The organism is Streptomyces sp. NBC_00370, from assembly GCF_036084755.1.
Classification (GTDB): domain Bacteria; phylum Actinomycetota; class Actinomycetes; order Streptomycetales; family Streptomycetaceae; genus Streptomyces.
The window spans coordinates 4,248,837-4,262,157 of record NZ_CP107968.1 but is presented as its reverse complement, the minus strand read 5'-3'; the positions used below and the strand labels follow the sequence as shown (position 1 = coordinate 4,262,157).

Annotated in this window: 11 protein-coding genes; 3 read left to right on the top strand and 8 right to left on the bottom strand. The window is 71.2% G+C overall.

Annotation, left to right across the window (positions count from 1 at the left end):
• Positions 1–18 precede the first annotated feature (18 nt).
• A complete protein-coding gene (locus tag OHS57_RS18935) occupies positions 19–963 on the bottom strand; it encodes a ribose-phosphate diphosphokinase (protein WP_041987520.1) in 945 nt (314 codons plus the stop codon).
• A 130-nt stretch (positions 964–1,093) separates the two neighbouring features.
• On the opposite strand from OHS57_RS18935, the gene OHS57_RS18930 reads away from it, so the two are divergent.
• Both OHS57_RS18930 and OHS57_RS18925 read left to right on the top strand, forming a co-directional pair.
• Positions 1,094–2,074, top strand: a complete 981-nt coding sequence (locus tag OHS57_RS18930; protein WP_328582762.1) for an NAD(P)H-quinone oxidoreductase — start codon at positions 1,094–1,096, stop codon at positions 2,072–2,074.
• Between the two features lie 89 nt (positions 2,075–2,163).
• A complete protein-coding gene (locus OHS57_RS18925) occupies positions 2,164–2,709 on the top strand; it encodes a bacterial proteasome activator family protein (protein ID WP_328582761.1) in 546 nt (181 codons plus the stop codon).
• 88 nt (positions 2,710–2,797) lie between these two features.
• Here the strand turns inward: OHS57_RS18925 and OHS57_RS18920 are convergent, their stop codons facing one another.
• From OHS57_RS18920 to OHS57_RS18900, 5 genes are all read right to left on the bottom strand, one after another.
• Positions 2,798–5,641, bottom strand: a complete 2,844-nt coding sequence (locus tag OHS57_RS18920; RefSeq protein WP_328582760.1) for an ABC transporter permease — start codon at positions 5,639–5,641, stop codon at positions 2,798–2,800.
• Complete coding sequence (locus OHS57_RS18915; protein WP_443042919.1) at positions 5,638–6,441, bottom strand: ABC transporter ATP-binding protein; 804 nt, start codon at positions 6,439–6,441, stop codon at positions 5,638–5,640. The genes OHS57_RS18920 and OHS57_RS18915 overlap by 4 nt, the downstream gene beginning before the upstream one ends.
• Positions 6,442–6,536: 95 nt before the next feature.
• Positions 6,537–7,157 carry a PadR family transcriptional regulator gene (locus OHS57_RS18910; protein WP_328582759.1) on the bottom strand — a complete coding sequence of 207 codons (621 nt, stop codon included), beginning with the start codon at positions 7,155–7,157 and terminating at the stop codon, positions 6,537–6,539.
• Between the two features lie 86 nt (positions 7,158–7,243).
• The gene (locus OHS57_RS18905; protein ID WP_328582758.1) at positions 7,244–7,690 is read right to left on the bottom strand and encodes a hypothetical protein; all 447 of its coding nucleotides are present in this window, start codon (positions 7,688–7,690) and stop codon (positions 7,244–7,246) included.
• A 52-nt stretch (positions 7,691–7,742) separates the two neighbouring features.
• Positions 7,743–9,371 carry a protein kinase domain-containing protein gene (locus OHS57_RS18900; protein ID WP_328582757.1) on the bottom strand — a complete coding sequence of 543 codons (1,629 nt, stop codon included), beginning with the start codon at positions 9,369–9,371 and terminating at the stop codon, positions 7,743–7,745.
• Positions 9,372–9,706: 335 nt separating this feature from the next.
• On the opposite strand from OHS57_RS18900, the gene OHS57_RS18895 reads away from it, so the two are divergent.
• A complete protein-coding gene (locus tag OHS57_RS18895) occupies positions 9,707–11,311 on the top strand; it encodes a protein kinase domain-containing protein (protein WP_328582756.1) in 1,605 nt (534 codons plus the stop codon).
• Between the two features lie 481 nt (positions 11,312–11,792).
• Here the strand turns inward: OHS57_RS18895 and OHS57_RS18890 are convergent, their stop codons facing one another.
• Complete coding sequence (locus OHS57_RS18890; protein WP_328585104.1) at positions 11,793–12,818, bottom strand: phosphotransferase; 1,026 nt, start codon at positions 12,816–12,818, stop codon at positions 11,793–11,795.
• A gap of 54 nt (positions 12,819–12,872) precedes the next feature.
• Positions 12,873–13,307 carry a pyridoxamine 5'-phosphate oxidase family protein gene (locus OHS57_RS18885; RefSeq protein WP_328582755.1) on the bottom strand — a complete coding sequence of 145 codons (435 nt, stop codon included), beginning with the start codon at positions 13,305–13,307 and terminating at the stop codon, positions 12,873–12,875.
• Positions 13,308–13,321 lie beyond the last annotated feature (14 nt).

The following is a 13,321-nucleotide window of genomic DNA, read 5'->3' as shown; positions in this document are numbered from 1 at the left end:
GGCAGGGGCCGCCGCCGGTCAGGAGGCGTCGAACAGCGCGCTGACCGACTCGCCGTTGTGGATCCGCCGTACCGCCTCGGCCAGCGCCGGGGCGATCGACAGGACCCGCAGCTTCTCCGTGTGCTCCTCGATCGGTATCGGCACGGTGTTGGTGCAGACGATCTCCAGCACGTCCGGCTGCTCGGACAGCCGCTTCAGCGCGCCCGCGGCGAACAGCCCGTGCGTACAGGCCACCCGGATGGAGCGCGGGCCCCGCTCGCGCAGCCGGTCGAGGAGTTCCAGGACGGTACTGCCCTTGGCGATCTCGTCGTCCAGGACGATCACGTCCCGGTCGGTGATGTCACCGATCACGGTGCTGATGGAGACCCGGTCGTCGGCGAACCGCTGTTTGGCGCCGGCCGCGACCTGCGCCCCCAGCATGCGCGCGAACGTGGCCGCCTCCTTGGCGTTGCCCAGGTCGGGCGAGACGACCGTGGTCCGCGACAGGTCGTAGCCGTGGAAGTGGTCGGCCAGCTCACGCAGTGCGTGCAGATGGTCGACGGGCACCGAGAAGAAGCCGTGCACCTGCGGCGAGTGCAGCGTCATCGCCAGCACCCTGCTGGCGCCCGAGGTCACCAGCAGATCGGCCACCAGCCGGCCGCCGATGGAGATACGCGGCGCGTCCTTCTTGTCCGAGCGGGCGTACGCGTAGTGCGGCATCACGACGGTGATCCGGCCGGCCGAGGCGCCGCGCGCCGCGTCGCACATCAGCAGCAGCTCGACAAGGTTCTCCTGCACCGGCGTGACCAGCGGCTGGATGATGAAGACGTCCCGCTCCCGGCAGTTGGCCTGGAGCTGGACCTCAAGACAGTCGTTGGCGAAGCGGCTGACCCGCGTGGGACTGAGCGGAACCCCCAGATGCGCACACACCTCCGCCGCCAACGCAGGGTGAGCACTACCGCTGAATACAGCGATATCTCGCACGAATCCGCTCCTCGGCTGGCCGATCAGGGCGTATCTCACACTAGTAGCCCGGCCACGGGCCCGCTGCGGCGAGGTCCTCGTGCGGGCGGGAACGGGTGAGCGCGGTACCGGCCGGGGTACGTTCGGGCGTATGAAGGCAATCACGATCACCGAACCGGGTGGGCCCGACGTACTGGTGTGGTCCACCGTGCCGGATGCCGAGGCAGGTCCGGGGGAGGTACTCGTCGAGGTGGCGGCCTCGGCCGTCAACCGGGCGGATCTGCTCCAGCGGCAGGGCCACTACGAGCCGCCGCCCGGTGCCTCCCCCTACCCGGGGCTCGAATGCGCGGGCCGGGTCGTCGCGCTCGGGCCGGGGGTGGCCGGCTGGGCCGTCGGGGACGAGGTGTGCGCGCTGCTGGCCGGCGGCGGTTACGCCGAGAAGGTCGCCGTACCGGTGGGGCAGCTGCTGCCGGTGCCCGCAGGACTCGATCTGACATCGGCGGCGGGGCTGCCCGAGGTCGCCGCGACCGTGTGGTCGAACGTGTTCATGATTTCCCACCTGCGGCCCGGCGAGACGCTGCTGGTGCACGGCGGCGCGAGCGGCATCGGCACGATGGCGATCCAGCTGGCCAAGGCGGTCGGCGCGCGGGTCGCGGTCACCGCGGGCGGCCCTGAGAAGCTGGCGCGCTGCGCCGAACTCGGCGCCGACATCCTGATCGACTACCGCGAACAGGACTTCGTCGAGGAGATCCGCAAGGCCACGGACGGCGCGGGCGCCGATGTCATCCTCGACATCGTCGGCGCGAAGTATCTGGAGCGGAACGTGCGGGCCCTGGCCGTGAACGGCCGGCTCGCCGTGATCGGGATGCAGGGCGGTATGAAGGCCGAGCTGAACCTCGGCACACTCCTCGGCAAGCGGGCCGCCATCACGGCGACCTCGCTGCGCGCCCGCCCGGAGAGCGAGAAGGCGGCGATCATCGCCGCTGTGCAGGAGCATGTGTGGCCGCTGATCGCCGACGGGCAGGTCCGGCCGATCATCGACCAGAAGCTGCCCATGGCCGACGCGGCGGGCGCCCATCGCGCCCTGGAGGCCGGTTCGCACATCGGCAAGATCCTGCTGGTGGCGGGCTGACGCCCGGATCCGGCGACGAATACGTGGTGTGCCCCCTTCGGCGAGGGGGCACACCACGCCGGGTCCGGCAGGTGCGAGACAATGGGCACATGGATAAGCCGAGGAACGAACGTTCGCAGGAGAGCCCCCACGTGCTCGTGGTGGGACAGGACGGGATGGCGCTCGGCGGCGGCGACGCCGACAGCGAGCCGCGCGAGATCCCGGTGACGGAAATGGTCGAGCAGCCGGCGAAGGTCATGCGGATCGGCAGCATGATCAAACAGCTGCTGGAGGAGGTACGGGCGGCCCCTCTGGACGAGGCGAGCCGGGTCCGGCTGAAGGAGATCCACGCCGGTTCGGTGAAGGAGCTGGAGGACGGGCTCGCCCCCGAACTCGTCGAGGAACTGGAGCGGTTGTCGCTCCCCTTCACCGACGAGGCCATTCCCTCGGAGGCCGAGCTGCGTATCGCACAGGCTCAGCTCGTGGGCTGGCTCGAAGGGCTCTTCCACGGCATCCAGACGGCGCTGTTCGCCCAGCAGATGGCGGCCAGGGCGCAGCTGGAGCAGATGCGGCGGGCACTGCCGCCGGGCTCGATCCCCGAGGACGACGAAGACCAGAGCGGCCACGGCGCGCTCCGCTCGGGCCCGTACCTGTAAGCGAGCGGTATCCGTACACGAGCGGACTCGTACGACGACGGCCCGGCGCACCTCGCGGTGTGCCGGGCCGTCCGCGTGTCCGCCTCCGTTACGTCGCGGCCCTGCGGGACAGCGCCCCGCGCGAGCGGGTCACCAGCGCCGCCAGTACCGCGGCGCCCAGCGGGACGGCGATCAGGAGCAGCCCCAGCGTCTCCCAGGGGATGACGATCGGGATGTGCGGCACGGGCATCCTGCCCGACCCCGCGTCGATGGACTCCTGGTAGTTGGCCAGCGCGGACCGTTTCTCGGTCAGCCGCAGCCCTATCGCAGGCAGCACCCCGGACGCCGTGCCGAGCAGCACCCCCATCGCGGCCACCACCCCGCACTGGAAGCCGCTGAGCGTCCTGCGGACCCGGGAGGGCGCTCCGACGGCTGCGAGCGTCTTCAGATCGGCCTCGGCGTCGGCCTGGGCGAGGCCGGTGGCGATGCCGGCGGCGCCGATGGTGACCAGACCCGCGAAGATGCTCAGCGACAGCAGCACGATGCTGTTCTTGCTGACGTAGCCCTTCTCGACCTGGAGATCGACGGAGCTGCCGCTCTTGGCGAGTTCGGAGTCCAGCTTCTGCTGCTGGGCGCTGCTCGGCATCGAGGTGGTCGAGAAGTAGGCACCGAGCGGCACGGTGCTGATTCCCGCCGCCTTGGCGGCGGCCGGCGGAATCAGCATCTCCAGGCCGTAGGCGTTCGTGCCGGCGGGAACCTGGTGCGTCGTGAACTTCTTGACGGTGCCCGGCGGGTCCTCGCCCTTGGCACTGGCCTCGTCGGCGGCGGTCGGGTCGGTGATCAGCCGGATGCCCGCCTTGCCGTCCTTGCCGAGGTTCAGCTTGTTGAACGAGACCACATGGCCCGCGTCCAGCGCCTTGACGGCCGCCGGATCGTCGATGCCGAGGACGCTGAGCACCTTCGCGTCACCGACCGCCACACCGCCGTCGATGCCGCTGTACACGGTTGACTGGACGCAGCGCGGGTCGTCCGCGAGCTTGCGGCGCTCGGCCTTGGAGAACTTGGGCGTCTCGCCGTTGGCGTCGTTCTCCCAGAGCGGGCAGTTGTTGGCCGGGGGGACGACGACCTCGTAGCGCCCGCAGCCTTCGGCGTCGCTGTACGGGGAGCAGCCGGGCTTGCCGACGGAGATGCGGGCGATGTCCGCCTCCACGTCGACCGGGGTCGTCTTCGCGACCGCCTGGCGTGCGGTCGCCACGTCACGGCCGGCGTCCTCGGTGATCATCATGGAGATGGCGCCCCTGGGCAGGGACGGCTCGTACGCCGCCCTGTTCTCGGCGTCGCTGCTCGCCGCGTACGTGGACACGGCGACCGTACCGGCCACGGCGGCGAGTACGGCGGCCACGGCGGGCGCCGTACGGCCACGGTTGCGTACGGCGTCGCGCAGCGCGAGCCGCGGGGAGAGCGACATCCAGCGGCCCGCCTTGCCGAACAGCCCCACCAGAGCCGGGGTCAGCGCGACGACACCCAGCTCGGCGATGGCGCTGCCGCCGGCGACGACGGCGTACTGCTTGGTCATCGTCGACCCGTACAGGGCGAGCGCCCCGCCCAGCAGGAACGCGATCAGCCCGAGCGTCGGGAGCACCCTGCTGGTCCTGCGGACGCCGCGGCGGCCGGTGAGGGACGCCAGGACGGTCTGCCGGGACGCGGTGACCGCCGGGACGATCGCCGCCAGCAGACCGGTGAGTACGGCGAGCAGGGCGATGCCGAGCAGTTCCAGCGGCCGGACGTTGAAGCTGCCGAACCGCTGGCCCAGGACGTTCTCAAGGACGGGCTGCAGGGCGAGGGTCAGGCCGACACCCAGCACCGTACCGACGACGGCCGAGGCCACGCCGATGACCAGGCCGCCGGAGAGCACGATGGCCCGGATGTGCCGGCGGTCGCCGCCGTTGGCGCCGACGAGGCCGAGCTGCCGGCGCGAGCGCCGGGCGCCGACGGCGAAGGCGGGTCCTGCCAGCAGGCAGATTTCCAGCATCGCGAGGCCCACGACGGTCGCGGCAGCGGCGAGTTGTTCCGTGGCGGCGGAGGATTCCTGGTAGTTGTTCCAGTCCTTCGACTGGAACAGGGGGACATCGGCGTCGGCCGGCGGGTGCAGCATGACCGCTCGCGAGAGCACCGTTATGCCGCTTTTATTGGTGTTTTGCACCATGTTCCACGTGAAACCACCGGGCACGCTGACCAGCTGTGTGGAGGACTGGTAGCCGACTTCGAGTCCCTGCGCCTTGATGGCCTTTCCGAGCGGCGCGAGCAGCGCGCCGGGCAGGGCGTTGACCTGTTCGGCCTTCAGATCGCTCGGCAGTTCGTAGGCACCGACGATGCGGTAGTCGACGGCGAGCCCGCGTGCGGTGACCTTCGAGCCGATGTGCAGCCCGCTGTTCTTCAGGAACTGCGTGGTCGCCGCGACCTCGTTGATGTTCCGGGGGAACCGGCCTTTGGTGAGCCGGGCGATGCCCTTGGTCATCGGGTCCGTGGTGGTCAACTCGCGCACCTGGGTGGACAGCAGACCGTGGGTGGTGCGCAGCTTCGCCGAACCGACGGTGTCGGTCAGGGTCTTGGCGCCCGGCGGCAGGGCCTTGCGTATGTCGCCGTGGCCGTCGGGGTACGGCTTGTCGTCGAAGTCGCCGACCGGGCTGTACTGCTCGGCGTTCGGGGACTGGAGCAGGGGCGTGCCGCCGAGATCGGGATCGGTGAACCGCGCGTCGGCCGCGCCTATCTCCCGCTGCAGATTCTGCTCGGTGGACAGTTCGGCGCTGCGGATCGTCAGATCGGCGGCGCTCACCCCGAGGATGGGCAGCGCGATCATGGCGAGGACGAGGAAGCTGCGTCCCTTGAAGCGCCAGGCGTCGCGCCTGGCGATCCGGATCGCGGCACGCCAGGAGTGGTAACCGGTCATCACAGCTGGGCCGCCTGGCCGGTGAGCAGGGAGTCCGCCTCGCTGCGGATGGTCTGGTCGACGACGGCGCCGTCCCGCAGGAAGACCACCCGGTCCGCCCAGGCGGCGAACCGCGGTTCGTGTGTGACGAGGATGCCGGCCGCGCCCGCGTCGCAGCGGTTGCGCAGCAGGGCGAGCACCGATTCGCCGGTCTCGGAGTCCAGGGCGCCGGTCGGCTCGTCGGCGAGCACCAGCCGGCGGTCACCGACGAGGGCGCGGGCGATGGCCACCCGCTGCTGCTGGCCGCCCGACATCTCGTCGGGGAACCGGTCCGCCAGGGCTTCGAGCCCCATCTCGGTGAGTGAGGCGAGCGCTTCGACCCGGCTCTTGCGCGCGGAGACCCCGTCCAGTTCGCGCGGCAGGGCGATGTTCTCGGCCGCCGTGAGGGCGGGGATGAGGTTGTAGTCCTGGAAGACGTAGCCGATGCTGCGGCGGCGCAGCGCCGCTATCGTCTTGCGGTCGGCGGTGGTGATGTCCGTGTCCTCGACGATCACCCGGCCCGATGTGGGCATGTCGAGTCCGCCGGCGATGGTGAGCAGCGTGGACTTGCCGGAGCCCGAGGGACCCATGACGGCGACGAGTTCGCCGGGGAAGACATCGAGGTTGATGCCGCGCAGGGCGTGCACCTCGGTGGCCCCGCTGCCGTGGACGCGGGTCAGCTGCTGGAGCTGGAGCACCGGACGCTGTGCGCTCCGCGCGTCCGCCGAACTCTGTGACTCATGCGGCTGTTGTGGCTGCTGGGGCTGTTGTGACTGAGCAGGCATGTGGGGTCCCCCTTTGGGCGTACGTGTGGCGTATGTGTGGCGTGCGAATGGCGTTGTCGTCGGTGGCGGGACCGGCCGCGGGGGCCAGTCCCGGGTCAGCGCTGCTCGGCCGGCTGTCCGGTGGCCGCCTCGGTCACCGGCGCGGCCGGCTCGGGGGCTGCCGTGGCGTCCTGGTCGGCCGGCAGCATCGAGAGCCGCACCAGCCGGGCTTCGCAGTGGTCGAGCCACCTCGCCTCGGCCTCCGTCTGGAAGATCAGCTGTTCGAGTACGAGCAGCCAGGCCACCTCGTCCCGGTTCACCGGTTCGGTCCCGAGCGCGCGGGCCTTGAGCCGGGTGTAGTCCTGCATCGCCTGGACGGTGTGGTGGCGCTGCGACTGGATGACCTCCCGGATATCGACACCGGGCGCGCCCACCGCCATGGCGAGCTTGATCGCCAGTTCGTCACGCGGCGGGTTGCTGCGGTCGACGGGGGTGCGGAACCAGGAGTTCAGCTCCGCGCGTCCGGGGTCGGTGATCGCGTACAGCGCGTGCCCCGACCCGTCCTCCCCGTCCTGCTCGACCATCCCGTCCCGTTCGAGCCGGCTGAGGGTCGTATAGACCTGGCCGACGTTGAGCGGCCAGGTGGCACCCGTGCGGCTCTCGAACTCCGTACGCAGCTGGGAGCCGTAGCGCGGACCGCGTTCCAGGAGGGCGAGTAGCCCGTGGCGAATCGACATACTCAGTATGTATACCGAGTATGTCGTCGTCCGCAAGCGACCTGAGAGGGAGCTGTGCGGGTAGTACTCAAGGGGGACGGACGCGGTCAGCGGCGGCGCAGTCGCAGTCCGAGAAAGCCGAGACCCAGGCCGAACAGGGTGATTCCGGCTCCCAGGGTGAGCACGGGCACCGGCCGTTCGGATGACTTCCCCACCGCTTGAGGGTCCGGCCGGCGGGCCGCGTCGGGCAGCGGGACATCGGGAAGCGGCACGACGGGCGCGACCGACTGCGTGACCGGGGCCGAGGGGGACGGCGTCCCGGCCGAGGAGGACGCGTCGGCCGGAGGGGTGTCCTCGGGGCGGGAGACCTCGGGCCCCGTCGTCCTGCCGGGCCGCTCACGGCCCTCCCCCGCCGGCCGCCCGGCCAGCGAGGCACCCGCGTCGGGGGACGGGGGCGGCGACTCTTCGGCGTGCGCGACGACGGGCGGTACGGCGAGCAGCAGAGAGGCCGCAGCCGGCACCCAGCGGGCGCTGATTCGAAGCCGTGAAGTCACCGACTCAGCGTCACATGTGACTACACACCCGGCATCTCGGGCGCTCGGCGGGCTACTCCGGGTTGCCCGACGAGATCGTCAGCTCGAACTGGGTGCCCTTGGCGTCCATGGGGGAGCCGGCCGACGGGTACTGCTTGATCACCGCGTCCTGCGGGTACTGGGCGGTGTCGACGACGTCCTGCGGGTCCTTCCAGGTCCAGCCGGCGGCCCGCAGACACGCCTTGACCGAGAGCAGGTCCTTGTACCGCAGGTCGGGGGCTTCCACCTTCGTGGGGTCGCTGCCGTCCTCGATCGGGTCCTTGCACTTGTCGCTGTCGATCGTGCGGCTGCGGTCGGGACCCAGATGGCCGGCGACTGGGGCCGAGGACTTGTCATCGGTGGCGTTCTTGTCGTCGTCCCCGCCGGCCCGCATCGACAGCGCGATCCCGCCGCCGATCACCACCAGCGCGACCACGATCGAACCGACGATCACCGGCATGTTCCGCTTGCGGCCGCCTGTGCCGCCCGTGGCCGTCGGGTGCGGCGACATCGAGTACGGCGGCGGCGTCTGCTGCCCCGGCAGCTGGTAGCCGCCCGAATGCGGATAGCCGTAGCCCTGCACCGGCTGGTGCATCGGCTGCTGGTGCAGGGGCTGGGGTGTCGGCGCGCCGTACGGGCCCGGCTGCTGCGGGTACGGCGTCTGCAGGCTCTGCGGCGGCGGCGCCTGCAGCGACTGGTCGACCGGCGGGAAGACCGCCGAGGCGACCCCGGCCCCGCTGTTCGTCGGAGCGCCCTGGATGATCACCGGCGCACCGGTCTGATGCCCCGAGGGCAGGACGCGCATGCACTCGTCGCGCATCGCCTCCGCGCTCGGGAAACGCTCGTTCGGGTTCTTCTTCAGCGCCCGCGCGACGAGCGCGTCCATCGCCGGGGTGACCGTGCGGTTGATGCTGGACGGCGGGACCGGCTCCTCCTGCACGTGCGCGTACGCGATCGCCAGCGGCGAGTCCGCGTCGAACGGCAGCCGGCCCGTGAGGAGCTGGAAGAGCATGATGCCGACCGAGTACAGGTCGGAGCGCGCGTCCACGCCGCGCCCCAGGGCCTGTTCGGGCGACAGGTACTGCGGGGTGCCGACGACCATGCCGGTCTGCGTCATCGACGTGACGCCCGACTGCATGGCGCGCGCGATGCCGAAGTCCATCACCTTGACCACGCCGCGCTTGGTGATCATCACATTGCCCGGCTTGATGTCGCGGTGGACCAGACCCATCTCGTGGCTGGTCTCCAGCGCGGCGAGCACGTCGGCCGTCACCTTGAGCGCCTTGTCGGCCGGCATCGCGCCGTACTGCGCGATGTCCGTCTGGAGGACCGAGCCGAGAGGCTGCCCCTCCACGTACTCCATGACGATGTACGGCATCAGCGAGCCGCCCAGATCGTCTTCTCCGGTGTCGAAGACCGAGACGATGTTGGTGTGCGACAGTTTGGCGACGGCCTGCGCCTCACGCCGGAACCGCTCGCGGAACGACTGCTCGCGGCCCAGCTCCGTGTGCAGGGTCTTGATCGCGACCTGCCGGTCCAGCGCCGAGTCGTACGCCAGATATACGGACGCCATGCCGCCTTCGCCGAGCAGGTCACGAAGCTGGTACCGGCCGCCCGCGACCGAACCGCCCGCGTAGCGGCCGTGTGCGCCGTCCTGACTCATGACTGTGCTTCCCCCTAGGCCGCGACGATGCGCGAAGATCCCCCTATTTACAGGGCAAGTCTGCCGCAGGCCCCTCAGACGTCAAGCGAGGTGCCCGTTCCGTGACCGTACGCACAGCAAGCGTCTCGGAAGCGTTACAAGAACCTCAAGGAATTTGCATGCCTGCCACGGCACCGGGTTTGATGACCGGTCTCAGTGCCGGACCGGCGTGTCACCGGAAGGCTGTAGCGTGACGTGGCATAGCACCCTTGGGACATACCGATAACACCGCGGTCCGCGCATGTGGACAGAACCCCCATGCCGACAGACGCGGACAGAAACGACGGCGAGGACTGATGTCACCCGAACCCGAAGCAGGCGGCGGCGGCGTGCCGGATGCTGCGGACTCCTGGGGCGTCGGCGGGCTGGTCGGCGACGGCCGCTACCGGATGACTTACCGCCTGGGCCGCGGCGGCATGGCGGAGGTGTTCGCAGCCGAAGACGTACGGCTCGGCCGTACCGTCGCCGTCAAGCTGCTCCGCTCCGATCTCGCCGAGGACCCGGTCTCCAAGGCCCGCTTCACGCGCGAGGCCCAGTCGGTCGCCGGGCTCAACCACCACGCGGTGGTCGCGGTCTACGACTCCGGCGAGGACACCGTGGGCGGCCAGACCGTCCCGTACATCGTGATGGAGCTGGTCGAGGGCCGCACCATCCGTGACCTGCTGGTCAACGCCGAGGCGCCGCCGCCCGAGCAGGCGCTGATCATCGTCTCCGGGGTGCTGGAGGCGCTGGCGTACTCGCACCAGCACGGCATCGTGCACCGCGACATCAAGCCGGCGAACGTGATCATCACGGACGCCGGCGCGGTCAAGGTGATGGACTTCGGCATCGCGCGCGCCCTGCACGGCGTGCAGTCGACGATGACCCAGACCGGCATGGTCATGGGCACGCCGCAGTACCTGTCCCCCGAGCAGGCGCTCGGCAAGGCCGTCGACCACCGCAGCGACCTGTACGCGACGGGCTGCCTGCTCTACGAACTGCTCGCGCTGCGGCCCCCGTTCATCGGTGAGACGCCGCTCTCCGTCGTCTACCAGCACGTCCAGGACGCGCCCGTGCCGCCGTCCGAGGTCTCGGACGTGGCGCCGCCGGAGCTGGACGGTCTGGTGATGCGCTCCCTCGCGAAGGAGCCCGACGACCGGTTCCAGAGCGCCGAGGAGATGCGCGGCCTCGTCCAGTACGGGCTGCAGATGCTCCAGCAGCAGGGCAGCCACACCGGCACCTGGAACACCGGACCTGTGGACGCGCTGGGCGGCGCCGGCGCCATGGGCGGTACGGCGACGACGGCGGCGCTGGGCCACCCGCCGCACAGCGACACCGCCCAGCGCCCGCTCCTGCCGCCGGTCAATCCGGAGGACGGGGCGTACGCGTACGACGGCGGCAGGGGCGGTGGCGGCGGGCGCAACAAGATGTGGCTGTTCGTCGCGCTCGCGCTGGTCGCGATCGTGGCGGGCGCGGCGTACGCGGTGCAGAGCATCGGCGGCGACAACAAGAAGGAGACCCCCTCCGACAAGCCGTCGGCGACCGTCTCGCAGACGAAGGACACCGCTGAGCCGACGCCTTCGGACGACGAGGGCGACCAGCAGTCCACGGACCCCGACTACACCTCGGGCGACAACGACCAGCCGGACTACACCCCGAGCGCTCCCGAGGCCCCGGCGCCCTCCCACTCGCCGAAGCCGTCCGACGATCCGTCGGCTTCGAACACCGGGTCGGCGGACGGCGGTACGGACGCGGGCGGCACCGACGGCGATCCCTCGGGTCCCCCGGTCAGCGACCCGCCGACCGGCGGCGGCGACGACGGCGGCGGCACGCCGGGCACCAACGCCGGCGGCGACGACGGCGGCGCCGGCGACGGAGGCGACCCGGGCGGCGACCCGGTAGGCCAGGTCACCGGCGGCTGACGGTTCGCCGTCCGGCGGTGTCGCCGTCCGGCGGGGGCGGCCGGGTCCGGTGGTTGCGGTTGTCGTCGTCCGTGCCGGTGTCCGGGTCCTGCGGAGGGGGGTGTCCGGACTGCTTGTCGCATGAGCTCCTTCGCTTTACGTCCGGACACCCCCCTCCTCCGGCCCCGGCCCCCTCCCCCCGGCGGTCGGCCACACCGCCCGCGTCAGCGCGGGTGAGCGGTGCTGTGCGGGCCGGGGTGTTGCCGTCCCGATGGGGCGGGGGCTGAAGGGGGTCGTGCAGGGGTGGTGTCCGGAGCGTAGAGCGTGATTTGTGGCGCATCTTGGCGGTGGCTCCGCGTCTCGGGAGTACGCGCCGTAAATCATGCAGCGCAGGACGCCTCCCCGGAACGGCACCCGGCAACCACCGCAACCAAGAACCCGCACCACGGACCCGCACCACGGACCCGCAACCAAGACCCGCAACCACGACCGGGCCTGACGTTCAGTCCGCGAACGCCTCGCGTACCGCCTCGTACTCCCGGGTCCACCAGACCGCCAGGGCCGACACCGCAGCGAACTGCGGGTCGGCCCTGCGGTCGTTCCGCAGATAGCGCCAGCGCAATATCCAGAAGTCGTTGAGCCGCTCCCACCACACCCGGTGCACGGCGGCGGCCAGTTCGGCGCCGTCCGCGCCTGACGCCCCCCGGTAGGCCCGCGCGTACGCCCGTACCTTCGCCAGCTCCAGCGCGCCCGTCGGCAGGACGAAGAAGATGGCGGCTGCCCGTACGGCCTCCTCGGCGCGCGGCTGCACCGCGAGCCGGTCCCAGTCGACGATCGCGGCCGGCTCGGCGCCCCGGTAGAGCACGTTCAGCGGGTGGAAGTCGCCGTGCACCCACCCGGCGGCCGGCTCGGCCCCCGGCGGCGGCCTGCGGTGCGCGTGCCGCTCCAGCAGGGCGCGGCGCTCGGCGAGCCGGTGCAGGGCCAGCTCGTCGAAGGCGTTGCGCCGGGCGCGGCCCCGGGCGAGGCCGATCAGCTCGTCGATGACGGCGGAGGTGTCCGCGGGGTCGGCGCTGTCGTGCGCGAGGGCGGCGGGCCGCGCGTCCATCACCTGCTCAAGACAGACGTGGACGAGCCCGAGGAGACCGCCCAGCCGGTGCGAGGCGAAGGCGGTCAGCTGGCCGCCGTCGCGGTGGCGGCCCTCGATCCAGGGGTGCAGGGCGTAGCAGCGGCCGCCGATCACGGCGACGGTCTCGCCCCGCGCGTTCTCGACGGGCGGCGCGACCGGCACGCCGAGCGTCTGGAGCCGCCGGACGGCCCGGTGCTGGCGCGTGATGGCCTCCTGGTCGCCGTCCAGGTGGTGCTTGAGGAAGTAGGCGCCCCGGGTCGTGGCGAGCCGGTAGCCGCGGTTCAGCAGGCCCTGGGCGACGGGTACGCAGGAGATCGGCTCGCCGGCGTCCGGGTAGCGGCGCAGCAGCGCGCCGACCGGTGGCAGCGCTTCGGGCGGCGGGGCGGGGGCCGGTAAGACCAGAGCGGGGGCGGATAACGCCAGAGGAGTCAGAGTGTCAGATGAGCGCGGCACTCTTCAGATGATAGTTGACGCTGCGTGTCGGACCTGTCGCTCAACCGCGTAATCGAGCGTGTGTACGATCACGAACTGCGGGACCAGTCGCAGATAGACCGGCTCGAACGGCTCGCTGTCCACCTGGAGCGGCTGCGGCTCGGCCTCGAAGAGCGCGGTCTCGCGCGGTGTCGGCGCGGTGAGCTGGGCCGTCCCCGTGCACTGGACGGACCAGAGGTTCCGCTCGCCCGAGCCGAAGTTGTCCGCGGAGTACGTGACGACGCTGCCGCCGCACGCCCGGTGGTAGCCGAGCCCCTTGTGCATGCGCAGCACCACCGAGTCGGCGCCGACGAAATGCCGGGCCGGGGCCACGAACGGCATGGCCCGCATGCTCGTCGTGACACGGCCGAAGGGGACGCTGGTCAGCAGTTGGAGGGCGCGGTCATCATCGGTGGGCATGTTCTCCACTGTCC

What these genes read in the sequence shown, in the direction of transcription:
- OHS57_RS18930 (WP_328582762.1), top strand. Translation starts at nt 1,094, where the DNA reads ATGAAGGCAATCACGATCACCGAACCGGGTGGGCCCGACGTACTGGTG.
- OHS57_RS18925 (WP_328582761.1), top strand. Translation starts at nt 2,164, where the DNA reads ATGGATAAGCCGAGGAACGAACGTTCGCAGGAGAGCCCCCACGTGCTC.
- OHS57_RS18915 (WP_443042919.1), bottom strand. Translation starts at nt 6,441, where the DNA reads ATGCCTGCTCAGTCACAACAGCCCCAGCAGCCACAACAGCCGCATGAG.
- OHS57_RS18910 (WP_328582759.1), bottom strand. Translation starts at nt 7,157, where the DNA reads ATGTCGATTCGCCACGGGCTACTCGCCCTCCTGGAACGCGGTCCGCGC.
- OHS57_RS18900 (WP_328582757.1), bottom strand. Translation starts at nt 9,371, where the DNA reads ATGAGTCAGGACGGCGCACACGGCCGCTACGCGGGCGGTTCGGTCGCG.
- OHS57_RS18895 (WP_328582756.1), top strand. Translation starts at nt 9,707, where the DNA reads ATGTCACCCGAACCCGAAGCAGGCGGCGGCGGCGTGCCGGATGCTGCG.
- OHS57_RS18885 (WP_328582755.1), bottom strand. Translation starts at nt 13,307, where the DNA reads ATGCCCACCGATGATGACCGCGCCCTCCAACTGCTGACCAGCGTCCCC.